This window comes from Janthinobacterium kochi, assembly GCF_051380715.1.
In the GTDB taxonomy this organism is placed as follows: Bacteria; Pseudomonadota; Gammaproteobacteria; order Burkholderiales; family Burkholderiaceae_D; genus Janthinobacterium.
On the sequence record NZ_JBNYXO010000007.1, the window covers coordinates 47,230 to 71,587 of the forward strand.

The window sequence follows — 24,358 nt, forward strand, 5'->3', positions numbered from 1 at the left end:
TAACCTCATGCCAATTTTTCCAATACGTGTGCGATCGCCTCATTGGCGTCGCGCTTGCCTGCTGCCAGTGCCGCTTGCGCCATCTGCTGGCAGGTATCGCGACTCAGCGATGCCAGCAGGGTGCTCAGCGACGCCGCACTCATTTCCGTCTGCGGCAGATGAATCGCCGCGCCTTGCTTCGCCATCCATTGCGCGTTGTCGCGCTGGTGGCTGGTGGTCGACGCCACCAGCGGCACGAGCACGCTGGCCACGCCGGCCGCCGTCAATTCCGACAGGGTGATGGCGCCTGCGCGGCAAATCACCAGATCGGCCTCGGTATACGCCCTGGCCATGTCGTCGATGAAATCGACCACATTGGCTTGCACGCCCGCCTGCGCATACGCGGCATGCAGGGCGTCGATATTCTTCTTGCCCGACTGGTGCGTCACCAGCGGGCGTTCGCCCTCCGGCATCAGGGCCAGCGCGGCAGGCAGATTGTCGTTCAGCGCTTTCGCGCCCAGACTGCCGCCCACCACCAGGATGCGCAGCGGTCCGCTGCGACCCGCAAAGCGGGACGCCGGCGGCGCCATGGCGAGGATCTCCGCGCGCACGGGATTGCCCGTGACAACGGCCTTGCCGGCGGCACTGCCGAAATCGGCGGGAAAACCGAAACAAACCTTTTGTGCCAGCGGCACCAGCGTCTTGTTCGACAGCAGCAGCGCCGCGTCGGCATTGACCAGTACCAGCGGCACGCCCTTCAGGCGCGCCATCAGGCCGCCAGGCACGGTGACGTAGCCGCCCATGCCCATCACCACGTCCGGCTTGCGGCTGGCGATGAAGCGGCGGATGGCAAAGAAGCTGGCCAGCATCTTGAAGCCGCCCTGGATGGTGTGCGCCAGACCCTTGCCGCGCATGCCGGAAAACTCGATGGCGTCCATGGGAATGCCGCTTTTCGGCACCAGTTCCTGCTCCATGCCGTGGGTCGTGCCCAGCCAGCTCACTTCCCAGCCGCGCGCGCGCATCGTCTGCGCAATCGCCAGGCCCGGGAAAATATGGCCGCCGGTGCCGGCCGCCATGATCATCAGTCTTTTCGTCGTTTTCAAGTCCGTCACGTTGTTCATAGCCGGCCTCCGCGCATCAGGATCCGGTTTTCGTAATCGATGCGCAGCAAAATCGCCAGGCCGATACAGTTAATCAGTACGCCCGTGCCGCCATAACTCATCAAAGGCAAAGTCAGGCCCTTGGTCGGCAGCAGGCCCAGGTTCACGCCCATGTTGATGAAGGTCTGCACGCCGATCCAGATGGCGATGCCTTTCGCCGTCAGTCCCGCGAAGGTCTGGTCGATGGCAATCGCCTGGCGGCCGATATCGAAGGCGCGCTTGATAATCCAGTAGAACATGCCGATCACGATCAGGACGCCCACCAGTCCCAGTTCCTCGCCGATCACGGCCAGCAAAAAGTCCGTATGCGCTTCGGGCAGGTAGTGCAGCTTTTCCACGCTGCCTCCCAAGCCCACGCCAAACAGTTCGCCGCGCCCGAAGGCGATCAGCGAGTGCGTCAGCTGGTAAGCCTTGTTGAGCGCATTGTCTTCCTGCCACGGATCGAGATACGCAAAAAACCGCTCGCGGCGGAATTTCGACAAGGCGATGATGGTGACGAAAATCGCCGTCAGCATGGCACCGATGCCGCCGAACCAGATGGCGTTGACGCCGCCCAAAAACAGGATGCCCATGGCGATGCAGACGATCACGCCGAAAGCACCAAGATCGGGTTCCATCAGCAGCAACAGGCCGACGAAGCTGACGGCCAGCGCCATCGGCATGAAGCCCTTGGTCAGCTTGTGCATGTACTCCTGCTTGCGCACCGTGTAATCGGCAGCGTACAGCACCATCACTACCTTCATCAGCTCGGACGGCTGCGGCCGCAGGCCAGGCAGGTTCAGCCAGCGGCGGCCACCGTTGACCGACACGCCCAGGCCAGGTATCAGCACCATCACCAGCAGCACCAGCGTGCCGATGAACAGCCATGGCGCCATCTTTTGCCAGGTGGCCACAGGGATGCGGAACACCAGCGCGGCGACGATGATCGACACCCCGATGAACAACCCCTGGCGCACGACGAAATAATTGTTCGTGTAGGCGGCAAACTTGCGCGCATCCGACAGCGAGATCGAGGCCGAATACACCATCACCATGCCCAGCAACATGAGCAGCAGGACAACCCACACCAGCGGCTTGTCATAGTCCATCATCTTCGACTGCCGCGCGCGGCTATCCAGCGGCTTGGCAGCCGAGCCGGAACCAAAGCTGAAGGGCAGTTGGAAGGCCATCAGATATCCTGTCCGTTTTCCAGTGCGATATCGCGCACGGCGTCGACAAACACCTGCGCGCGGTGCGCATAGTTCTTGAACATGTCCAGGCTGGCGCAGGCGGGCGACAGCAGCACGGCATCGCCGGCCAAGGCAAGGCTGCTGGCGCGCTTGACCGCTTCCGGCAAGGTGGTGCAGTCGACGATGTCCACGCCCGCCGGTTCCAGAGCCGCGCGCAGCGCAGGCGCGTCGCGGCCGATCAGCACCACGGCACGCACGTAGCGCGACACTGGTTCGGCCAGCGGCGAGAAATCCTGCCCCTTGCCGTCACCGCCGGCGATCAGCACCAGGCGCTGCTGCGCGCCACCAAACGCCTTGCCCAGGCCGAACAGCGCGGCCACTGTTGCGCCCACGTTGGTGCCCTTGCTGTCGTCGTAGTATTCGACTTCACCCACGGCCGTGATCAGTTCCACCCGGTGCGGCTCGCCCTGGTATTCGCGCAAGCCATGCAGCAAGGGCGCGAATGGCAGGCCGATGGCGCGGCACAGGGCCAGCGCCGCCAGCGCATTCGAGGCATTGTGCTGGCCACGGATTTTCAGCGCATCGGCCGGCATCAGTTTCTTCGCCATCGTCGGCACCGGTTCCGGTGCCGGATCGTTCTTCCTGCGTTTTTTCTCGATGACTTCTTCGCTCGGCACGGCTTGCGCCAGCCAGAAGATGCCCCGCTCATTGACCAGGCCAAAGCTGTCCACGTCAAGCGGCTCGCCCGTGCCGAAGGTGATCGTCGCGGCCAGCGGATCGGCCATGTGCATAACTAACGCATCGTCGCGGTTCAGGATGCGCACGGTCTGATCGCCGAAGATGCGTGCCTTGTCGCTCGCATAGGAGGCCATGTCGCCATGCCAATCCAGGTGATCCTGCGACAGATTCAGAACCGTGGCCGCATCGGCCTGCAGGCTGAACGTCGTGTGCAGCTGGAAGCTGGACAACTCCAAAATCCACGCCTGCGGCAAGGTACTGGCGACGGGTTCCGCCGCTTCAGCTTCTGCATCGGCCGGCAGCGGCGCCGGTTCCGCATCGAGCACTTCGCGCAGCACGTCCAGCGCCGCCGGGCTGATATTGCCGGCCACGCGCGTGGCCAGGCCCGCGCGTTCGCACAGCAAGCCCACCAGGCTGGTGACCGTCGTCTTGCCGTTGGTGCCCGTGATGGCGATCACTTTCGGCGCATAGCCGCGCTCCGCCTTCAACGCCGCCAGCGCCTGCGCGAACAGTTCGATCTCGCCCCACACGGGGATATTTTTCTCAAGAGCGGCAGGTGCAATCTGTGCCAGTTCGCGCTGCGGCGCCAGGCCAGGACTGACGGCGACGAAGTCGACGCCGTCGAGCAATTCGGCCGTGAAGGCGCCAGCGATGAACTGCGCCTGTGGCACGGCGGCCTGCAACGCTGCCAGGCGCTCCGGAGTTTCCCTTGTATCTGCCACGCGCACGCAGGCACCGCTGCGGGCCAGCCACAGGGCCATGGCCAGGCCCGATTCCCCGAGGCCCAGTACCAGTGCGGTTTTAGCGTCGTACATCATTAGCGCAGCTTCAAGGTGGTCAGGCCGAGCAACACCAGCATCATGGTGATGATCCAGAAACGCACGACAACCTGCGTCTCTTTCCAGCCTTTTTGTTCAAAATGGTGATGCAGTGGCGCCATCAGGAAAACGCGGCGGCCTGCGCCATAGCGCTTCTTGGTGTACTTGAACCAGACGACCTGGATAATCACGGACAGCGTTTCGACGACGAAGATGCCGCCCATGATGAACAGGACGATTTCCTGGCGCACGATGACGGCCACGGTGCCCAGCGCGCCGCCCAGGGCCAGCGCGCCCACGTCGCCCATGAACACTTTCGCGGGATGCGTGTTATACCAGAGGAAGGCCAGGCCAGAACCGGCCAGTGCGCCGCAGAAGATCACCAGTTCGCCGGCACCTGGGATGTGCGGAATGAACAGGTAGCGCGCATAGGTCGCGTTGCCCGTCAGGTAGGCGAACAGGCCCAAGGCCGTGCCCACCATCACGGTCGGCATGATGGCCAGGCCATCGAGACCGTCCGTAAAGTTGACGGCATTGCTGGTGCCGACGATGACGCAGTAGGTCAGCGCGATGAAGCCCCACACACCCAGCGGATAGCTGATGGTTTTAAAGAAGGGCACGATCAAATCGGCCTTGGGCGGCAGGTCCATGGCAAAGCCGGACTGCACCCAGGCGTAGATCAAATTCCACACCTGGCCCGCATCGGGTTCCGACACAGAGACGGAAAACGCCAGGTAAAAGGCGGCGGCGATACCGATCAGCGACTGCCAGAAGTATTTTTCGCGCGAGCGCATGCCTTCCGGGTCCTGGTGCACCACCTTGCGGTAGTCATCAGCCCAGCCGACGGCGCCAAAGCCCAGCGTGACAATCAGCACTGGCCAGATAAAGCGGTTCGACAGGTCGGCCCACAGCAGGGTGGAAATGCCGATGGCGATCAGGATCAGCACACCGCCCATGGTGGGCGTGCCGTGTTTTTTCAGATGCGTCTGCGGACCGTCCGTACGCACGGCCTGGCCGACCTTCATGCGCGTGAGCATGCGGATCACGGCGGGACCGGCGCACAGGCCAATCAAAATCGCCGTCAAGGTGGCGAAGACGGCACGGAATGTGATGAAGTTAAAGACCCGCAATGGGCCAATGTCGTCCTGGAAATAATGAGCGAGCCAGAGCAGCATGATTAGTGAGCTTCCTTGTTATTGTTGTTTGAACCAATCAAATGCTGCACGGCCCGTTCCATTTTCATGAAGCGGGAGCCCTTGATTAATACTGTTGCATCCGAACGGCCGGACAAATGCGCATCGAGCGCCGCCAGCAAGCCGTCGAACTGTTCGAAATACTCCACGACCGTGCCTGATTCCTGGCTGGCGGCAGCCTGCGCTGGATTCACCAGATGGCGCGCCAGGCCGCCCGTCGCCAGCACGTATTCGATGCCTTTGATGGCGGCGTAGGCGCCGATCTCTTCGTGGAACTGCTGCCCCTGCGTGCCGACTTCGCCCATCTCGCCCAGCACCAGGATGCGTGGTGCCGCGGCCTGCGCCAGCACATCGATGGCCGCGCGCGCCGAATCCGGATTGGCGTTATACGTGTCGTCGATGATGGTGGCGCCGTTGGCGGCACGTTTTTTCTGCAGGCGACCGTTCACGGGCGCGAACGCCTCCAGGCCCTGCTTGATATGTTCGATGGCGATGCCGGCGCCAACGGCGCATGCCACGGCCGCCAGCGCATTGCGCACATTATGCTCGCCCGCTGCCTGCAAGCCGACAAAGAACTGGCGCAAGCTGCCGTCCTGCGCGCGCACGCTGACGAACATGTCACTGCCAAAATCCTCGGCGGCGCGATGCGTGCAGCTCACATCGGCGTCTTTCGACAGGCCGAAGGTGATGACGGCGCGCGCGCCGGCCAGTTCGCGCCACAGGGGCGTGAATTCATCGCCATGCGGGAAGACGGCCACGCCGTCGTCGGCCAAGGCCGCCAGCGCCGCGCCGTTCTCGCGCGCCACCGCTAGCACGGTATGCATGAATTCCTGGTGCTCGCGCTGCGCGTTGTTGACCATCGCCAGGGTCGGCGCGGCAATCGCCGCCAGGCGGCCGATCTCGCCCGGATGGTTCATGCCCATCTCGATGACGGCTGCCTTGTGTTCTTCATTCAGGCGGAACAGGGTCAGCGGCACGCCGATCTCGTTATTCAGGTTGCCGCGCGTGGCCAGGCGCGCTTCTTCGCCGAAGGCCGCCGCCAGGATGGATGAAATCATCTCCTTGACGGTGGTCTTGCCATTGCTGCCGGTGACGCCGATGACGGGTAGGTTGAAACGGCGGCGCCAGTGATGGGCGATGCGGCCCAGCGCGACCAGAGTATCAGCGACCACGATGGCCGGCACCTTGCCGCTGTCCCAGCCTTCGGGCAGGCGCTCGACCACCACGGCGGCAACGCCGCGCGCGGCCACCTGGTCGAGGAAGTCATGGGCGTCGAAACTTTCGCCGCGCAGGGCGACGAACAGCGAACCGGCTTGGGCGCTGCGGCTGTCGGTGGAGACACCGTCAAAAACGGCGTCGCCCGTCAGCTGCGCGCCATGCAGGGCAGGCATCAGTTCGCCCAGGCTTGCGTGTATAAGACGGTCCATCAGTTCGTCCTCATCATGGTCAGGCGCGCGGACAGGGCCAGCTGCGCATGGTCGGCATCGGAGAACGGCAGTTTCTTGCCCTTGATTTCCTGGTACGCCTCATGGCCCTTGCCCGCCAGCAGGATCACGTCCGGCTTGGCGGCATGCTTGATGGCCGACAGGATCGCCGCGGCGCGGTCTTCGATGGCCTGCGGCTGCGGGCCGTCTGCACGCATGCCGGCGACGATTTGCGCGATGATGGCGTGCGGGTCTTCGCTGCGCGGATTATCGCTGGTGACGAGCACGTGATCGGCCAACTGCGCGATGGCGCCCATCTGCGGACGCTTGCCCGGATCGCGGTCGCCGCCGCAGCCGAACACGCACCACAGCTGGCCGCCCCGCTCCTGCGCCACCTGGCGCAATGCGGCCAGGGTTTTGGCCAAAGCGTCCGGCGTATGCGCATAATCGATGACGACCATCGGCGCTTCCTGTCCACCCATCTGCTGCATGCGGCCGGGAGCCGGCTGCAGCGATTCGATACCTTCAATGGCGGCGCGCAGGCCGGTGCCATGCGCCAGCAAGGCGCCCAGCACGGCCAGCGCGTTACTGATATTGAAGTGGCCCACCAGCTGCGTTTTGACCAGCGCCACGCCCAGCGCGCATTCCAGGTGGAAGTCGGTACCGGCATTGCGGCTGCGGAACTGGCTGGCGCGCAGCATCAGCACGCCCGGCAGGTCCGGCTGGCCGGCTGCATCCTGCAAGGTATAGCCAATGACCGGATACGCGCCCGCCAGCTTGCCATCCACGTGGCGCGCCAGGCGCAGCCCCATGGGGTCATCGAGGTTGATGACAGCCGTTTTCAGGCCGGGCCAGTCGAATAGCTTGACTTTGGCCGCCTCGTAGGCCGCCATGTCGCCATGATAGTCCAGGTGGTCGCGCGTCAGATTGGTAAACATGGCGACATCAAAATGCATGCCGGCCGCGCGCTCCTGGTCCAGGCCGATCGACGACACTTCGATGGCAACGGCCTTGGCGCCGGCGTCGCGCATGGCGGCGAGTTTACGCGCCAGCAGCACCGCGTCGGGCGTGGTGTAGCCGGTCACGTCGAATTCGATGGCGCCGCGCGGCTTGCACAGACCCACGCCCAAGGTACCGATGACGGACGAGGTTTCGCCCAGGCGCGCCAGGGCCTGCGCCAGCCATAGCGCGCACGAGGTCTTGCCATTCGTGCCCGTCACACCGGCGCTGAACATGGCGCTGTCGGGCATGTCGTAAACAGCATGTGCCGCGGGGCCGGCCAGGCGTTTCAGGTCGCTGACCAGCAGATGCGGCACATTCCATGCGGCGTCCCATTCAACGGCGTCATGCACGATGGCGGCGGCGCCCTGCGCAATGGCGGTGGCGATGAATTGGGTGGCGCCCGCGTAGGAAAAAAACACGTCGCCGCGCTGCACGCGGCGCGAATCGGACGTCAGCTGCCCGGACGGGGCAGCCGCTTTGATCCACAAACTGATATCTTGTATGGTCATGAGTGACTTCACATGGCCTCCGGGCCGGCATTGGCCGGGACCACGATTTCGGTAACGGAGGAATCGGGCGGTACGTTCATCGCGCGCAGCGCGTTGGTCGCAATCGCCGCGAAGGCGGGAGCGGCAACCTGACCGCCATAGTGGGCAGCACCGGTTGGTTCATCGATCATCACGGCGATAATGAAACGCGGCGCCGACATCGGCACCATGCCCACGAAAGAGCCGATGTATTTGCGCGGCATCGCGTAACGGCCGTTTTCCACCTTGTAGGCGGTACCCGTCTTGCCACCGACTCGGTAGCCGGCGACTTGGGCGCGCTTGGCCGAGCCGTGCGCGCCGGAGACCACCAGTTCCAGCATGGCGCGCATTTCGGCGGCCGTCTTCGGCTTGATCACTTGCTGGCCCACGGGCAGTTCATTGACCTTCTGGAACGACAGGGGAATCGTGTCGCCGTCGCGCGCGAACATCATGTAAGAACGCGCCAGCTGGATCAGCGAGACGGAAATGCCGTTACCGTAGCTCATGGTGGCCTGTTCCACCGGGCGCCACGATTTATACGGCCGCACGCGGCCAGCCACGGCACCGGGGAAGCCCCATTTCGGCTGCTGGCCGAAGCCCACCTTGGTAAACATTTCCCACATTTCCTGCGACGGCATGCCCAGTGCAATTTTCGAGGTGCCGATGTTCGACGACATCTCGATGATTTCGGAGACATTGATCACGCCGTGCGGCTTGGTATCGGTAATCGTGCGGTCGGCGATGGTGTAGCGGCCTGGCCCCGTGTCGATCAGGGTGGTCGGCTTGACGCGGCCCGTGTCGAGCGCCAGCGATACCGTGATTGGCTTCAGGGTCGAACCGGGTTCAAACGTATCGGTCATGACGCGGTTACGCAGCTGCTGGCCCGTGAGCTTGCGGCGGTCGTTCGGGTCGTAGCTGGGGTAATTGGCCAGGGCCAGCACTTCACCCGTGTGCACGTCAAGCACGACGGCGCCGCCGGCCTTGGCGTTGAATTTTTCCACCGCCTCCTTCAATTGCGTGAAGGCGATGTACTGGATCTTGCTGTCGACGGACAGGGTCAGGTCCTTGCCATCATGCGGTTCGTGGATGAAGCCGATGTCTTCGACGATGTGGCCCAGGCGGTCCTTGATCACGCGGCGGCTGCCGGTGGTGCCGACGAGGGTCTTCTGCTGCGCCAGTTCCATGCTTTCCTGGCCCACGTCTTCCACATTGGTAAAACCCACCACGTGGGTCATCACTTCACCCTGTGGATAAAAGCGCTTGTATTCCTTGCGTTCGTCGATGCCGTCGATGCCCAGCTTGGAGATCTTGTCGGCCACGTCCATCTCGACCTGACGCTTGAGGTAAACAAAGCTGCGGTCCGAATCGAGCTTCTTGCGCAATTCGTTGACGTTCATTTCCAGCAGGCCGGCCAGCGCATTGATTTTCTCGGGCGACGCCTGCAGCACGTCGTCGGGAATGGCCCAGATGGCTTTCACGGGCACGGACGACGCCAGCACCTGGCCGTTGCGGTCAGTGATCTTGCCGCGCGTGGCCGGCAGCTCCAGCGTGCGCTCATAGCGCGCCTTGCCCTGCTTTTGCAAAAACTGCGTCGACACGCCCTGTAGCCACAAGGCGCGCGCGCCCAGGCCGGCGAAAGCGAAGAACAGCAGGAACAGCACGACGCGCGAACGCCAGACGGGCAGACGCACTGCCAGTACGGGGTTCTTCGAGAATGGCACGCCTTTCGATGCCGCCACCCGGCCGTTGCTGTTACCGCCCAGCTTCATTATTCACCCTCCGTCAGGTATTGCGTACGCGCCGCTGTCAGCGGCGTCATGCTCAGATCGCGCCGTGCAATCGATTCGATGCGTTCGTGCTTGCCCAGGGTCGACTGGTCCAGCTGCAGCTGCGCCCAGTCGATGTCGAGCTGGCGCGACAACGCTTGTGCGCGTTCCAGGTCGATCAGCAGGTGGCGCGACTGATACTGCGCGTTCACCAGCGACAGGCCGCAGCACACCAGCAGGGCCGACAGCACGACACACAGCTTGCCAGTCATCGCGAGCCGCCATTGGCAGGGACGACCAGCGGCAGGCGCTGCGCCACGCGCATCACGGCCGAACGCGAACGGGGATTACCCTCGATCTCGGCATCGGACGGCTTCATCTTCAATATCAGCTTCATTTCCGGCTGCGGCAAGTCGACCGCACGGATCGGCAGGCGACGGTCAGGCTGCTCCACGTTTGCCTTCGAGGCGAAGAAGCGCTTGACCATGCGGTCTTCCAGCGAATGAAAACTGATCACGGCCATGCGCGCGCCGGGCGCCAGGCAGGCATACGCCTGGTTCAGCCCGATCTCGAGATCCTCGAGCTCTTTGTTAATGAAAATGCGTATGGCCTGAAAGGTGCGGGTAGCGGGGTCCTTACCCTTCTCGCGGGTCTTGACGGCGCCTGCCACGATGCTGGCAAGCTGTCGTGTGCTTGAAATTGGCTGGATTGCCCGGCCAGCAACAATCGCCTTTGCAATCTGAAAAGCAAACCGTTCTTCCCCATAATCGCGTATCACTTTCTCTAAATTCTGCTCGGTTTCCACCGCCAGCCATTCGGCTGCGGAGATGCCGCGCGTGGTATCCATGCGCATGTCCAGCGGTCCGTCGTTGCGGAAGCTGAAACCGCGCGCCGCATCGTCAACCTGCGGCGACGAGATGCCCAGGTCGAGCAAGATGCCGTCCACCTGCTGCACACCGCGTGCAGCCAGGCTGGCCGTCATGGTGGCAAAACTGTCATGGACAATTTCAAAGCGGGGGTCGCCGATCTGTTCGGCCGTGGCGATGGCTTGCAAATCCTTGTCGAAGCCGATCAGGCGCGCGTCAAGCGCCAGGCGCGACAGGATCAATCGGCTATGGCCGCCGCGGCCAAACGTGCCATCGACGTAAATGCCATGCGCGCGCTCGCCCGTCAGGTCGAGCGCATCGACCGCTTCATTGAGCAGCACCGTGCGATGCTGAAATTCCGGCACCGTGAGTTGTGTCATTACGGAGCCTTAGAAAGAAAAATTGGAAAGTACATCGGGGGTGCCGGCATCAATCGCCTGCTGTTCTTTGTCGGCCAACTTGGCGGCATCCCATATTTCAAAGTGGCTGCCCATGCCGATCATCATGACTTCGCGCGACAGCCCCACGGCGTTGCGCAATTCGGGCGAGATCAGCACGCGGCCGGCCGAGTCCAGTTCGACGTCGACGGCGTTGCCGAGGAAGATGCGCTGCCAGGCGCGCGCCGACATGGGCCAGCCGGCGATTTGCTGGCGGTGGCTTTCCCACACGGGACGGGGGAAAAACAGCAGGCAGCCGTCGGGGTGCTTGGTCAGGGTCAGACGGCCTTCGCATTGAATCGCCAGCGCGTCACGGTGCTTGGCAGGGATAGACATCCTGCCTTTGGCATCGAGATTGATTGCGGACGCGCCTTGAAACACGGAAGACCTTTTTTGAGCTTGGGTTGCGACGCTTGCGCATCATGATGAAAAGGGGAAATTTCCCACAAAAACACACTTTTTCACACAGTTGCCCACTTTAGAGTAAGCAAAGATAGTGGTCAAGCGGTTTCCGATTGGCAAAACAGGAATTTTATTAATGAAATTAAGGACTTAGCGCATATCGTTGAAGCAGTCTCAAATAAAAATATATCGATAAATTAGATACTTATGAAAGATAGTGAATGTGCTACCTCATCTGCACACATGTGTTTTCCTACCGTAAACATCGAAAAAGACGAAATGTAAAAATTGAATTTTTTACAGTTAGTTGACACATGACAATACTTTCGCCATCCAGGCACAACGGCAAGCAGCCACAGCAAAAGCCTTGGTTCAAGGCAAAAAAATTTCGCCCTTGGCGCGTACCGCCCCTGTTTTCAGGGGCTGGCCTGACGCAGGCAAATTATTTTTGCAATGCAGCAATTAATTGGAATGAAGAAACTTTAACCAATTGTTCACTTTTAATTGTATATACAACTTTATCTTAACTGCTATACTTTTAGAAACAAAAAAAGCCCCGTTGCGGGGGCTTTTTTGGCGGCGCGTAGCAGGCAAACCGCTGCGGCCGATACACTCCCCGGCAGGCCAGGGAGCAAGAATTCAAGTGAAGCAGGCCGGTAGGCCGGATTTTGTTACGGCGCCTTCCCTTGCAGGTTGGCGCTATGACAGTCATTCCTCTAGGCGCCAGATTACTCGGGCGCTCAAGCTTTCTACCCGCACGCTCCGCGAGCAGCATCATCGCGTGCCTATTTGAAATTGCACCAGGTGGAGGTTACCGCGTTTCACCGTAACTTAATACGCTCGTCTCTGTGGCCCTATTCCTCGCCTTATACCATGGGCTAACTGCGCTTGCGGCTTTCAGCGGACGGCCGTTAACCGTCACCCCGCTCTATGGAGTCCGGACCTTCCTCCCGCCAGCGCATTGCTGCGCCGGCCAGCGACTGTCTGGCCTGCTTCACCCCCCATTGTACCGCGCCGCAGCATGTTTCTGCAAAAAGGCCTGTGCAGGCCCCTCGTCGTCGCCCCCCCGGCCCGGGGGATTGTGTAATTCGGTGTCGCCATTTCAAAAGCCGGGCCAAATCGGCTCACATAGAATGAGGCAAGCTGCTTGCATGCAAGCGCATGCGCACCGCTTGCCCCACTTCTTTGCCACCCCACTAGAATATAAAGAGCCGAACATGACGCAACAATCCCGTACCGGCGGCCAGATCCTGGTCGATGCCCTGCAGATCCACGGTGTCGACACCGCTTTTGGCGTGCCTGGCGAAAGCTACCTCGACGTGCTCGACGCCCTGCACGATTCGGGCATCCGCTTCATCATCAACCGCCAGGAAGGCGGCGCCGCCTTCATGGCCGAAGCCTACGGCAAACTGACGGGCAAGCCGGGCATCTGCTTCGTCACGCGGGGACCGGGCGCCACCAATGCCTCGATCGGCGTGCACACGGCCTACCAGGATTCCACCCCGATGATCCTGTTCATCGGCCAGGTGGGCAATGATTTCGTCGACCGCGAAGCGTTCCAGGAAATCGACTACCGACGCATGTACGGCCAGATGGCCAAATGGGTGGCGCAGATCGACCGCGCCGAGCGCATCCCCGAATACCTGGCGCGCGCCTTCCAGGTCGCCACCAGCGGGCGCCCCGGCCCCGTCGTGCTGGCCCTGCCGGAAGACATGCTCATTTCCATGGCGACTGTCGCCGACACGCGCGCTTACCAGCCGGTGCAGGCGGCGCCATCAGACGCCCAGCTGCAGCAACTGCGCGCCATGCTGGCCGCCGCGAAGCAGCCACTGGTATTGCTGGGCGGCACCACCTGGACGCCGCAGGCGTGCGCCGATCTGCAACAGTTCGCGGAAAGCAACCACTTGCCCGTCGCCTGCGCCTTCCGCTTCCAGGACTTGCTCGACAATGCCCACCCCAATTACATCGGCGACGTCGGCATCGGCATCAACCCGAAACTGGCCGCGCGTGTGAAAAATGCCGACCTGGTCATCGCCATCGGCCCGCGCCTCGGTGAAATGACGACGGGCGGCTATACCCTGTTCGACTCGCCCGTACCGCGCCAGCGCCTGGTGCACATCCATACGGATGCCGAGGAACTGGGCAGCGTTTACCAGGCCGAGCTGATGATCAACAGCGGCATGCCCCAAGTCTGCACCATGCTGGCCGCCATGACACCCGTCGACGCTTCCGCATGGAAACATACGCCGTCCGAAGCGAAGGCCGAGCTGGCCGCCTACCAAGAGCAGCCGCCCATCTTCCAGGATGGCCAGGCGCCGCTGGACCTATGGCAAGTGACGCAGGAGATCATGGCACAGGTGCCCCCTGACACCATCCTGACGAACGGCGCCGGCAATTATGCCTCGTGGGCGCACCGTTTTTATCGCTACGGCGGCATGCGCACGCAACTGGCACCAACCAACGGCGCCATGGGCTATGGCGTGCCGTCCGGCGTGGCGGCGAAGATCGTGCATCCGGAGCGCACCGTCATTACCTTTGCCGGCGATGGCGAATACATGATGAATGGCCAGGAACTGGCCACCGCCGTGCAATACCAGGCGGGCGTGGTCATTATCGTCTTCAATAACCAGATGTTTGGCACCATCCGCATGCACCAGGAACGCGATTACCCAGGCCGCGTCTCGGGCACGACCCTGCACAACCCGGATTTTGCGGCACTGGCGCAAGCGTATGGCGCGCATGGCGAAGTGGTGAATACGACAGAAGAGTTCGCCCCTGCGCTGCAGCGGGCCCTGGCGCACGCCAAGGCACACAACTTGCCGGCCCTGATCGAGCTGCGCTACGACGGCAACCTGATCACGCCGAACGCGACACTCGCCACCATCCGCGCCACGGCGGAAAAGGCGCAGGCAGCCAAATAGGCCCGTTTCAGCGCGACAAACAACAAAGGCCCGGTCGATACCGGGCCTTTTTCTTTTTGACAGCGGCAATCGCTCAGACAGCAGGCACTGGCGCGCTTTCCTCGGCAGGCACTGCCTCGGCGGGCGCCTCCGGCATCGGCGGGCATGGCGTGCAATGCTTCAGGGGACGGCCGAAATCGCGCACGCGGCTCAGTTTCATGGGCATGCGCACGTTGCCGCCGCAGTAATCGCCTTCCAGCGTCAAGATCTCTCCATCTTTGGAAAACTTGCCGACGATAGTGCGTTCTTCGCTGTCGGCACCGGCGATGGTGAAGTCGAAGGCGCCCGTGGCAGCGTCCAGGTTGACGTCGTTGGCGACGATAGGCCAGCTCAGGGCGCCAGCCGTGAATTCGTAGATGACGGAATCGGCCTCGGCAAAGCGGTGCAGGGTCACGCGCTGGCCACCGATTTCACCGCTATCTTTTTGCAGGCACAGGTCCGAGTAGACGGCCACACCGTAGCGCTCCAGTCCGGCCGGCTTCTTGCCCTTGACGGCAGCGACAGCGGCCCCCGTGGCGCCAGCAAGCAGCAGCGCGGCCAACATGGCAGCCAGGCGTGGCGAGGTGTATGAAGACATGGCATTCCTTTACTTGAGTAACGACGCCATTATAACTGGTGCCGCCCACGCAAAAACGCGCCGCCAGGACTAGCCTGGAGACGCGTTTTTTGCCTGCAGCATCCCCGAAGGAATGCCTTAGCGGTACTAAGCTTCGCTTGCGCGAATATTAGAACGAGTGACGAACGCCAACGTTGAAGGCTTTGTCGCCCGAACCAAAGTTGCTGTTGTTGCCAACGGTGTAGGTAGCGCCGTTTTTGTTCTTGATTTTAGCGTACGAAGCGTAGGTGCTGGTGCGCTTCGACAGAGCGTACGAGTAGCCCACTGCCCATTGATCAGCATCAGCGTTAGCAGCGGTTTTGTCGTTCGTGCGGATGAACGAAGCCATCACGGTGCCAGCTGGGCCAACAGGTACGGTTGCGCCAACCAGGATGTTGTTGCTGTCGGTGCTAGCTGCAGCTGGATCGTAGCTGTAGTAGTTGTTACCGTCAGCATCAACGCCATTGTTATTCAGCTTGGCGCTGTTCAGGCCTTTGTTTGCGCCGTATGCGACGTAAGCTTTAGCAACTGCGAAGTCGTAGTTAGCTGCAGCCAACCAGTTACGGCCGCTACCAGTCGACTGGGCTGCGACCACGTTCTCGTTGCTGGTGTTGTTGTAAGCCAGACGTGCGTTCAGAGGACCGTTGCTGTAACCAACCGACGCGCCGATTTTGCGACCGATTTTGTTCGATTCCTTAGCTTCGCCGAACGAGTAAGCAACATCGCCGTCAAAACCGTTGATGCTTGGCGAGGTGTACAGCACGGTGTTGCTGGTGCGGGTGTTCGCTGGGAACAAGTTTTTAGCGGTACCAGCGTAGCCAGCTGCGAATGGATCAGCAACTTTCGACAGGGTGTTGTACCAAGGCGTGTATTGTTGACCCAGGGTCAGGGTACCGGTCGTTTTGCTGCTCAGGCCAACGTAGGCTTGACGGTTGAAGATCGAACCGGTTTTGTCTTGCGTACCGCTGTCAACGTTGAAACCCGATTCCAGAACGAACAGTGCCGACAGGCCGCTGCCCAGATCTTCGGTGCCTTTGAAGCCCAGACGGGAAGCCGAACCAACACCGCTGTCCAGTTTGTTAACGTTGCCGTTAACGCCGCCGCGCTCGCTGACGAAACCAGCGTCAACGGTACCGTAGATAACGACGCTCGATTGAGCTTGGGCTACGCCAGTGGCTGCTGCCAGGACTGCCAGGGTGATCAGAGTTTTTTTCATTGCGATTTCCTTTAATTTTTGAAGCAAAAAGTAATACAGCCTATGCATCTCGAGCTGCGCTCTAGCAGAGCGCTTTTTATGAGTGAGGGCAAGGTCTCCACCTGCCACATTGCTGTTCCGGTCAGGGGAACATTCATATCGGTATCGGCACGCTATTGCACCAATAAGCTTGAAGGCTGCATAACGACCGTCATTCGTGCGCCGGTTCGGTGCTCAAAAGGCACCGGAGTCGGCACTATAACGACCGTTTCACATTCCATCAAGTTCCAACATGTTACTTCCGGTACCAGGCCAGGTGCTTTTTCAGGCATCCCGGCCATCGCCAACCGTACTACGCGACAGAGCCAGTGCCCCTTGCCAACCAATGCATTGGCCTGATTGACCATTCCATCATAACGCATGGCTTGCTGGCACCCGTTGTATAAGTGCAACAGTATCCGGCGAGTGATTAAAACGTCAACATGCTTTACCCCTCATTTTCCCTCCAAGACTTACGCGACAAAGCGCGCAATTTGTCAGGTGATAATGGATAAACGGGACGAAGCATACACGGCATCGCCAATGTTTGCTGCCGGATGCCCAAAAACGGGAAATAATGCGCCCTATTTTGGTGCGTTGCCGCATTATTCAGGGGCGTAGGAGCGATTTCCGACGTCGTCGCACGCGTCGAAAAACTAGGCAGAGTATCAATACAATTACTGACTTTGCGGTAATTTAAATTGCTCACATATAAATGTTTTCCATGTTTTGCCATGCATGCGCCAGCGACCCGATAGCAACGGATGAGGACGACTCTTGCTTGCAAATTGCGCATCAGTTGAAACAATTTCTTACAATGTTGCCTTCTCAATATTTTGACAAATATGTGTCAAAAAAACGACATTTTGATCGAAGTCAAGTTTTTCACTGCTCAATTTCACGCAATTTACTTTTTCTTTTTTTGATTTTTTTCTGAAAAGCATCAAGAAACACGCTTAGCGCTGGCTTGCGCGCCGGAGCACGCGCATGAAACCGCCCAGCAGAGGCAGTTTTTCATACAATTCTTCGGCGGCATCCCAATAGTCGCGGTGCAAGACCACCCGCCCCTGCGTATCGAAGCGCACATGTGTGGCGCCACGAATACATTGTTCGCCAGATACCAGGCGTTTCATGCGGAAACGAAACTCCCACGTCAGGAAGGCTTGTGCCCCCTGCCCCAGGCTTTCCAGCACGACAAACCTCGGCGCGTCGACCTGCACGAACATGTGCTCGAAGATGGCAAGGATGGCGGCATGCCCCACCACCTCGTTGAACGGGTCCTTGAAACGGGCGTCCGGCGCGTACACGGCACCCAGCTGGGCCAGGCTTTCGATGCTCAGGTGCTCGTAAAACGCCACCAGGCGCGCCAGTGCGCCTTCCATCTGCCCCGTATCCTGCGTGCTTGCGCTCATAGGCCCGTCACCTTGCGGATCAGCCAAAAATAGGCTCGGTACGGCAACAGCCGCGCCAGGCGCAGGGTATTCGTGAAGCGTTTGGGGAAGTGGATGTGAAACCGGCCCCGCTCGATGCCGTCGAGCATGGCGGCCGCCGCGTCGTGCGCCGTCATCAGGGCAGGCATCTTGAAATCATTGTCCGCCGTCAGGGGCGTGGCGACAAAACCGGGATTAATTTGATACACATCAATCCCGCGCCCATGCAAATCCAGGTACAGCGACTCTGTCAGGTTGATCAGCGCAGCCTTGCTGGCGCCATACGCGAGCGCCTTGGGCAAGCCGCCATAGCCGGCCACCGAGGCGACGATGCCGATGCCGCCGCTGCCCTGGCGCAACAGCCACGGCAAGGCCTGCTCCAGGCAATTGAAGACGCCGCCCACATTCAGGGCCAGCAAGCCCTGCGCCGCGTCCAGGTCGAAACTATCGGCGCGCATGGCCTGATAGCCGCCAGCGACGACCAGTATCAGGTCGATATGCGGCCACTGCTGCTGCAAGTCCGCGCAGACGGCCCGCAACTGCGCGGGCTGTGTGATATCGAGCGGCAATGCCTGCGCCAGCGGCTGCCCCTGGCACAGCAGTTCCAGGCTGGCGCGATGGCGGGCAGACAAGGCCACGCACGCGCCCTGCTCCAGCAGCAAGGTGGCGCACGCGGCGCCGATGCCGCTGGAAGCGCCGATTATCCACACGCGCTTGCCGGCCCAATTGGTGATCTTGCGATTCATGGAGCCGCCTGTGGACGCTTGCTGAACGATAAAGTGACGGCGCCCAGGCTGAAGCCGAATTTGCTCATGGCGGCGCGGTTGAGCATGACCTTGTCATCCATCAGGAACATCCAGTCCTCGAAGTCGACGTGGTAGACCGTGCCATCGACGGGCAGCGCCAGCACGTATTTCCAGCGCAGCGCATTGCCCGCCACTTCGCCGATGGCTTCGCCTATCACATCGGGCGCCGTGCCGATGAAGCGCCCGGGCGCCGTCTTGCGCAAGGTCCATACGCGCCGTTGGCGGCTGCCATCGGCGTATGTGAAATCCTCGTCCAGGGTGCCCGTCTCGCCCACCCAGCTGGCCCGCATCACCACCGTGAAGCGCTTGACCACCTTGCCCGAGCGATCCTGGAAGATGCCGTAGGCATCGAGCGTGCCGTTGAAGTACTGTTGCAGGTCCAGCACGGGCAGTTCCTGCGCGTACGTGGCCGGCGTGGGCGGCGTGGAGCAGGCGGCCAGCGCCAGCAGCAAGGCCGCCGCCGTCACGCCACGTTTATAAAATATCATGAGGCGCATGCGTGGTTCTCCCGATGTTCACTATATATATGTTGCAAGGGCGCGCGCCACAGCAGCGCCGCCGCCAGCAGTTTCAGGGCGCAGGGCAGCAAGGCGTAGGCCGCCGACAGGGCCGGCAAGCCTTTGCTGCTACCCGGCACATAACCAAGCCAGGCCAGCAGGGGCAAGGCGATGCCGGCCGCCAGTGCCAGGCTCATTTGCACGCCCCAGTTCCACCAGCCGAAATATGCTGCCTCGTGCCGCCCGGCATGGCCGGCCGCGCCGATCAACCCTGCCAGCAGAGCCGGCGGCAAGACCAGGTCGGCGCCCAGCGCCAGGCCTGACAGCAGGCAGATCGCGGCAAAGCCCCAGGCGGCGCCTGCGTCGAGGCCATATGCCCAGACAAACACACTGGCGGCCAGCAGCATGGCGCCACCCCAGGCGCGCGCTTCACCAAAGCGGCGCGCCACGGCCACCCACAGCGGCATCGAAGCGGCGGCCGCGCAAAAATACACAATCAGGAACGGGCCGGCGTAATGCCCCAGGCGCAGATAATCGCCGGCAAAGAACAGGAACAGGGTGGCGGGAATGGCGGCGGCCACCCCATTGACGAGCAAGACGGCGAACAGCCAGCGAAACGCGCGCTGGCGCAAAGGGACTTTCCAGCCACTGCCGGCGACCACGTCCCCGGCACTGCGCAAGGCCGGACGCGGCGCGCGCGCCAGCAGCAGCGCACCCGTCGCCAGCAGGCAAACGGCAAAGGCCAGCGACAAGCCGTCATAGCCCAGCACGGAGGTCAGGGCCGCCGCCAGGATCACGCCGAGCAAACCGCAGCCTTCGCGCACGGCCGCCACCCGCGCCCGCTGCGTGGGCGCCTGGCTCAGCGCCGCGCCCCAGCTCTGGTGCGCGATACCGGCCAGGCCATAGGCCGTGTAGACGAGCAGCAAGGCAGCCAGGAACCAGGCCAGGACAGCCCCATGCGACAGGGATGGCGGATGAAACAGGGCGCCAAAACCCAACAGCAGCAGCGGTAGCGCGGCGCCGATATATACGGCATAGCTGCGCCCGCCGCGCGCCATCCAGGCCCCCAGGGCCGGGTCAATGAAGGCGGCGGCAATACGGGCCGCCAGCAGCACGGCGCCGATCTGCGCCAGATCAAGACTGCTGCGCTGCGCATAAAACGGCGCCACATATATATAGATGGGTAGCGCCAGCATGGCCAGCGGCAAGCCAAACAGGCCATAGTAGAACAAGGCCGGCAAGGTCAAAGCGCTGGCCCCGGCAGTCATGGCAGCGGCGCCGCATGCTGCAACAGCGCGCCGCGCAGCTTCGGCGCCGTCGAATCGGGCGACAACCAGATGGCGAAGAAGGCGCGCGCGAAATCGCCATCGCTCACGTCGGCCAGCACCTTGCCATCGAGATAAAAGCGCACGCCGGGCGCGATGCCGGCCCGGTAGGCGCCCGCGATGCGCTGGTCTTCCTTGACGTCAGGAAAGATTCGCTGCATGGTGGCCAGCCACGCCAGGCGCTGCGCTTGCGTGCCGACGCCCAGCTTTTGCATCTGCTCATGGCTGGCTTCGGCGATCTTCTTGCCGTCAAGCGCACGCGCGTAGCGCAATTCAAGCACGAACGGCGCCGTTGCCGACGCCGCGCCCTGGTAACCGTTCGCGCCCACCCAAAGTTGCGCCCGATAAATACGCATGCCGAACCAGGTGTATTCGCCCTCCCCCGCCAGCCGGGCCTCGGGCACGTCGACAGCGATAAAGGCAGGCGGCGCGGCCACGGCACCGAACATGCTCAACGACAGCACGACAGCGGCAAGCAAACGGCGCATGGTCACTCCTTGATCAGGGTAAATTGCATCACATCCGTGTTGTGCGCCTGGAAGGCGGCCTCGCAATACGCCAGATAAAACTCCCAGGTCAGCAGGAAACGGCCGTCGAAACCCTGTTTTTCCAGCGCCGTGCGCTGGGTCAGGAAGCTGGCGCGCCACAGGCGCAGGGTTTCCGCATAATCGAGGCCAAAGCTGAAGGCGTCCGCCACGCGCAAGCCCTGCGCCTCGGCGGCGCGGCGAAACTCGGCCGGCGATGGCAGCATGCCGCCCGGGAAAATGTACTGTTGAATAAAATCCGTGCTCTTGCTGTAGCGCTCGAACAGTTCGTCGGCGATGACAATGGTCTGAATGCAGGCCCGTCCGCCCGGCTTCAGGTTGCGCGCCACGCAGGCGAAATAACCGGGCCAGTAGCTTTGCCCCACGGCTTCGAACATCTCGATCGAGGCGATGGCGTCGTACTGGCCGTGGCTGTCGCGGTAGTCGCACAATTGCAGGTCGGCCTGCCCTGCGAGTCCCGCGTCCTGCAGGCGCTGGCGCGCATAGGCCAGCTGCTCGGTCGACAAGGTCAGGCCCGTCACGTGGGCGCCATAGTCACGCGCCGCCGTTTCCGCAAAGCCGCCCCAGCCGCAGCCGATTTCCAGCACGCGCTGGCCCAGCAGCGGTTGCAGTTGCAGCTGGCTGGCGATGCGCGCGTATTTCGCGCCCTGCGCCTGTTCCAGGCTGGCGCCTTCAGTAAACAGGGCGCTCGAATATGTCATCGACGGATCCAGCCACAACTGATAAAAGGCGTTGCCGATGTCGTAATGGGCGTGGATATTTTTCTTGCTGCCTTCGCGCGAATTGCGGTTCAGCAAATGCCTGACCTGGTAGACCAGGTTGCCCCACCAGTTACCGTAGATCAGCGATTCGATCTGCGCGCGGTTGCGTATCATCAATTCGATCAGGCCCGGCAAATTGTCCGTGCGCCAATCGCCCGCGATAAACGTTTCGGCAAAGCCGATGTCACCCGAGCGCAGGACGGCCGAACACAAACGCCAGTTATGCAAGTCCAGCGTAACGGGCGTGCTGCCGTCGCCGTACAGCAGGACGCTGCCGTCAGGCGTACGCAGGCGCAAAGCGCCATGCTGCAATTTTTGCAGCAGGCGCACAATCATGCGCGCGGTAGCGGGCATGTCCAGGTGCGTGTGGTCGAGGCATACACTGCTGCGCGCATGCAGGCCGGTCGGCAGGGAGTCGGAGCTCATCGGGACACCTTTTCTTGTGGAGGAATGGGTTTGCTGAAAAACGGCACGCGGCGCAGCCACAGGCGCAGGGCTTGCCAATGGATGCGCGCCATCACGCCAAACGTCATCAGGGGGTAGCGCAGCAAGGCCCAGGCGATGGCGCCATCGCGCAGCGGCTGCGCCGTGCCGGACAAGCTCGTTTGCAGCAGCGGACCGTCGAGGTCGTCGTAATCGACCCGAGCCAGGTGGCGCTCACCGTCTTGTTCGCTGTTGCGCAGGAAACGGAAGCGGTACTGGCCCTCCACCTTGCAAAACGGCGACACGTGGAAAATTTTCTTGGCGACCAGTTCGCTGCCATACGCGATGGCGCCGCCCTGCTCGAGCAAGTACAGATGACGCTCGCCGAAGGTATTGCGTACATCGCACAGCACGGCGCGCAGCGCGCCATCCGGGCGGTGGCAAAACCAGAAACTGACGGGATTGAAGACATAGCCAAACATGCGCGGCATGGCTTGCAGCCAGATTTCGCCACCCGCGTCCAGCACGCCTTGCTGGCGCAGCAAGCCATCGATCCACTCCAGCAGCGGTGTCGTGCCATCGCCATGGTCGCTGTCGCGGAAGGCCAGCACATTGGCCCGGTTGCGCGAGATCAAACGGGCGGGGAAATCCTGCACGCCCAGGCTGCGCAAGGGCAAGCGCAGATAAAACATGCCATAACTGAAAGCATGCGGCCGCGGGCGCAGCCGCGCATGGCGCACCCGTCCCAGGCACAGCTGGGGCTGCGGCGGCACGGGCGGCGAGCGATCACGCGGCATGACCGAGCTCCGCCGACGCCATGCCGTTCAACGCTTCTGCCACGGCCAGGCCCGACTTCAAGCCGTCTTCATGAAAGCCATAGCCCGTCCAGGCACCTGCAAACCACGTGTTCTGCGCGCCCTGGAAGCCCGCCAGGCGCGCCTGGGCGGCAATGGCCGCGCCATCGAACACGGGATGGGCATACGAAAATGCGTCGATGACCTTGGCCGGATCGGGCTCGTCGAGGGGATTGAGCGAGACGATGACGGGCGTGGTGAATGGCAGCGGCTGCAACTGGTTCAGCAAATAATGCACGCATACCTGCGGCGCCTCGCCGTCTCCTTGCGCCGGCCGGCCCTGGTAATTCCAGGCCGACCAGGCACGGCGGCGCTGCGGCAGGCAAGACGCGTCCGTATGCAACACGGCCCGGTTCGGCTGGTAGCGCACGGCTTCGAGCACGGAGCGCTCATCGTCGCGGATATCTCCCAGCAGGGCCAGCGACTGGTCACTGTGGCAAGCGAGCACCACATGATCGACATGCTCGACGCCGGCGGCCGTGTGCAGCTCGACCATGCGCGCGCCACCATGAGCCTGGCGGCGCACGGCCAGCACGGGGCACGCCAGGCGCTGCTGCGCAATGCCCGCCAGCAGTTTTTCCACGTACACGCGCGAACCACCGCGCACCGTGCGCCATTGCGGGCGGTCACTGACTTGCAGCAAGCCATGGTTGTGGCAAAAGCGGATAAAGGTGGCCAGCGGAAAGGCCAGCATCTGGCGCGCCGGGCACGACCAGATGCAGGCGGCCATCGGCAGCAAATACCAGTGGCGGAATTCATCGCCATAGCCGTGCAGGTCGAGAAACTCGCCCAGCGACATGGCCGGCGCCGGCAAGCTGGCCTTGGCCAGGGCGCTGGCCTGGCGGTTGAAGCGCAGGATGTCGCGCAGCATGCGCAAGAAGGCGGGGCGCAGCAGATTGCTGCGCTGGGTAAACACGGTATCGAAATTGGCACCCGCCCATTCCAGCACGCGGGCATCTGGCGTGGTGCCCAAGGGCATTTTCACGGAAAACGACATGTCGCTGTCGGCCGCCTCGACACCGAGTTCGTCAAACAGCTGCACCAGGTGCGGATAGGTGGCGTGGTTAAATACGAGAAACCCCGTGTCGACGCCATGCGTGACGCCGTCGAGCGTGACATCCACCGTATGGCTGTGACCGCCAAAATAGTCCCCCGCCTCATACAAGGTGACGTCCTGGCCCGCCTGCGCCAGCCGATAGGCACACGACAAACCGGCAATTCCTGCTCCGACGACGGCGATCTTCATGGCTGTACCCGTTTCATGTTTGTCCTGGACAAAATAAGCTTTCTGCATAGTCAGTCAAATATTGATCTATGTCAATGAGGGCACGAGCCGCTCACAAACTTATACGCAGGCAAGTTTCAATCGGATTCAGCTATTTGGTCCGGGGCGGCGGAAGGCGTAAAATGCATCCCACGTTCTTTTGGCATGCGAGCAAGCCCCCTG

21 protein-coding genes and 1 other RNA gene are annotated in these 24,358 nt (G+C 61.9%); 1 reads left to right on the forward strand and 21 read right to left on the reverse strand.

The genetic code is table 11. The features are described from left to right. Positions 1–5: 5 nt before the first annotated feature. The 11 genes from murG to rnpB form a co-directional block, all read right to left on the reverse strand. Complete coding sequence (gene murG / locus ACQ4WL_RS16600; protein ID WP_436510735.1) at positions 6–1,100, reverse strand: undecaprenyldiphospho-muramoylpentapeptide beta-N-acetylglucosaminyltransferase; 1,095 nt, start codon at positions 1,098–1,100, stop codon at positions 6–8. Beyond that, positions 1,097–2,308, reverse strand: a complete 1,212-nt coding sequence (ftsW, locus tag ACQ4WL_RS16605) for a putative lipid II flippase FtsW (RefSeq protein WP_436510736.1) — start codon at positions 2,306–2,308, stop codon at positions 1,097–1,099. Before ftsW ends, murG begins: the two co-directional genes overlap by 4 nt. Further along, positions 2,308–3,864 (reverse strand): UDP-N-acetylmuramoyl-L-alanine--D-glutamate ligase, encoded by a 1,557-nt coding sequence (gene murD / locus ACQ4WL_RS16610; protein WP_436510737.1) that lies wholly within the window; start codon positions 3,862–3,864, stop codon positions 2,308–2,310. The genes ftsW and murD overlap by 1 nt, the downstream gene beginning before the upstream one ends. Further along, positions 3,864–5,039: a phospho-N-acetylmuramoyl-pentapeptide-transferase gene (gene mraY, locus ACQ4WL_RS16615; RefSeq protein WP_426074534.1), complete on the reverse strand. Its 1,176-nt coding sequence runs from the start codon at positions 5,037–5,039 to the stop codon at positions 3,864–3,866. Before mraY ends, murD begins: the two co-directional genes overlap by 1 nt. 2 nt (positions 5,040–5,041) lie before the next feature. Continuing rightward, positions 5,042–6,484 (reverse strand): UDP-N-acetylmuramoyl-tripeptide--D-alanyl-D-alanine ligase, encoded by a 1,443-nt coding sequence (locus ACQ4WL_RS16620; protein WP_436510738.1) that lies wholly within the window; start codon positions 6,482–6,484, stop codon positions 5,042–5,044. Continuing rightward, positions 6,484–7,992 (reverse strand): UDP-N-acetylmuramoyl-L-alanyl-D-glutamate--2,6-diaminopimelate ligase, encoded by a 1,509-nt coding sequence (locus tag ACQ4WL_RS16625; RefSeq protein WP_436510739.1) that lies wholly within the window; start codon positions 7,990–7,992, stop codon positions 6,484–6,486. Before ACQ4WL_RS16625 ends, ACQ4WL_RS16620 begins: the two co-directional genes overlap by 1 nt. Positions 7,993–8,000: 8 nt before the next feature. Beyond that, positions 8,001–9,779, reverse strand: coding sequence for a peptidoglycan D,D-transpeptidase FtsI family protein (locus tag ACQ4WL_RS16630; RefSeq protein ID WP_436506255.1), 1,779 nt, complete (start codon positions 9,777–9,779; stop codon positions 8,001–8,003). Then, the gene (ftsL, locus tag ACQ4WL_RS16635; protein ID WP_034748894.1) at positions 9,779–10,048 is read right to left on the reverse strand and encodes a cell division protein FtsL; all 270 of its coding nucleotides are present in this window, start codon (positions 10,046–10,048) and stop codon (positions 9,779–9,781) included. The genes ACQ4WL_RS16630 and ftsL overlap by 1 nt, the downstream gene beginning before the upstream one ends. Beyond that, positions 10,045–11,022: a 16S rRNA (cytosine(1402)-N(4))-methyltransferase RsmH gene (rsmH, locus tag ACQ4WL_RS16640; protein WP_436510740.1), complete on the reverse strand. Its 978-nt coding sequence runs from the start codon at positions 11,020–11,022 to the stop codon at positions 10,045–10,047. The genes ftsL and rsmH overlap by 4 nt, the downstream gene beginning before the upstream one ends. A 9-nt stretch (positions 11,023–11,031) precedes the next feature. Continuing rightward, entirely contained in the window at positions 11,032–11,460 is a 429-nt protein-coding gene (mraZ, locus tag ACQ4WL_RS16645; protein WP_436510741.1) for a division/cell wall cluster transcriptional repressor MraZ, read from the reverse strand. 662 nt (positions 11,461–12,122) lie between these two features. Next, positions 12,123–12,477, reverse strand: an RNA gene (gene rnpB / locus ACQ4WL_RS16650) — RNase P RNA component class A. Between the two features lie 221 nt (positions 12,478–12,698). Here rnpB and ACQ4WL_RS16655 point away from each other — a divergent pair. After that, a complete protein-coding gene (locus ACQ4WL_RS16655) occupies positions 12,699–14,402 on the forward strand; it encodes a thiamine pyrophosphate-binding protein (protein ID WP_436510742.1) in 1,704 nt (567 codons plus the stop codon). Positions 14,403–14,475: 73 nt separating this feature from the next. Here ACQ4WL_RS16655 and ACQ4WL_RS16660 read toward each other — a convergent pair whose 3' ends face one another. The 10 genes from ACQ4WL_RS16660 to ACQ4WL_RS16705 form a co-directional block, all read right to left on the reverse strand. Beyond that, the gene (locus tag ACQ4WL_RS16660; RefSeq protein ID WP_436510743.1) at positions 14,476–15,018 is read right to left on the reverse strand and encodes a hypothetical protein; all 543 of its coding nucleotides are present in this window, start codon (positions 15,016–15,018) and stop codon (positions 14,476–14,478) included. 148 nt (positions 15,019–15,166) lie between these two features. Beyond that, the gene (locus tag ACQ4WL_RS16665; protein WP_436510744.1) at positions 15,167–16,252 is read right to left on the reverse strand and encodes a porin; all 1,086 of its coding nucleotides are present in this window, start codon (positions 16,250–16,252) and stop codon (positions 15,167–15,169) included. A 974-nt stretch (positions 16,253–17,226) separates the two neighbouring features. Next, positions 17,227–17,682 (reverse strand): nuclear transport factor 2 family protein, encoded by a 456-nt coding sequence (locus tag ACQ4WL_RS16670; protein WP_436510745.1) that lies wholly within the window; start codon positions 17,680–17,682, stop codon positions 17,227–17,229. Beyond that, a complete protein-coding gene (locus ACQ4WL_RS16675; RefSeq protein WP_436510746.1) occupies positions 17,679–18,446 on the reverse strand; it encodes an SDR family NAD(P)-dependent oxidoreductase in 768 nt (255 codons plus the stop codon). The genes ACQ4WL_RS16670 and ACQ4WL_RS16675 overlap by 4 nt, the downstream gene beginning before the upstream one ends. Continuing rightward, positions 18,443–19,003 (reverse strand): DUF3833 domain-containing protein, encoded by a 561-nt coding sequence (locus ACQ4WL_RS16680; protein ID WP_436510747.1) that lies wholly within the window; start codon positions 19,001–19,003, stop codon positions 18,443–18,445. The genes ACQ4WL_RS16675 and ACQ4WL_RS16680 overlap by 4 nt, the downstream gene beginning before the upstream one ends. Beyond that, complete coding sequence (locus ACQ4WL_RS16685; RefSeq protein WP_436510748.1) at positions 18,991–20,271, reverse strand: MFS transporter; 1,281 nt, start codon at positions 20,269–20,271, stop codon at positions 18,991–18,993. Before ACQ4WL_RS16685 ends, ACQ4WL_RS16680 begins: the two co-directional genes overlap by 13 nt. Further along, positions 20,268–20,816 carry a chalcone isomerase family protein gene (locus tag ACQ4WL_RS16690; protein ID WP_436510749.1) on the reverse strand — a complete coding sequence of 183 codons (549 nt, stop codon included), beginning with the start codon at positions 20,814–20,816 and terminating at the stop codon, positions 20,268–20,270. The genes ACQ4WL_RS16685 and ACQ4WL_RS16690 overlap by 4 nt, the downstream gene beginning before the upstream one ends. A gap of 2 nt (positions 20,817–20,818) precedes the next feature. Further along, entirely contained in the window at positions 20,819–21,988 is a 1,170-nt protein-coding gene (locus tag ACQ4WL_RS16695) for a class I SAM-dependent methyltransferase (protein WP_436510911.1), read from the reverse strand. A 68-nt stretch (positions 21,989–22,056) separates the two neighbouring features. Further along, positions 22,057–22,854, reverse strand: a complete 798-nt coding sequence (locus tag ACQ4WL_RS16700; RefSeq protein ID WP_436510750.1) for a DUF1365 domain-containing protein — start codon at positions 22,852–22,854, stop codon at positions 22,057–22,059. Then, positions 22,844–24,157 carry an NAD(P)/FAD-dependent oxidoreductase gene (locus ACQ4WL_RS16705; RefSeq protein ID WP_436510751.1) on the reverse strand — a complete coding sequence of 438 codons (1,314 nt, stop codon included), beginning with the start codon at positions 24,155–24,157 and terminating at the stop codon, positions 22,844–22,846. Before ACQ4WL_RS16705 ends, ACQ4WL_RS16700 begins: the two co-directional genes overlap by 11 nt. Positions 24,158–24,358 lie beyond the last annotated feature (201 nt).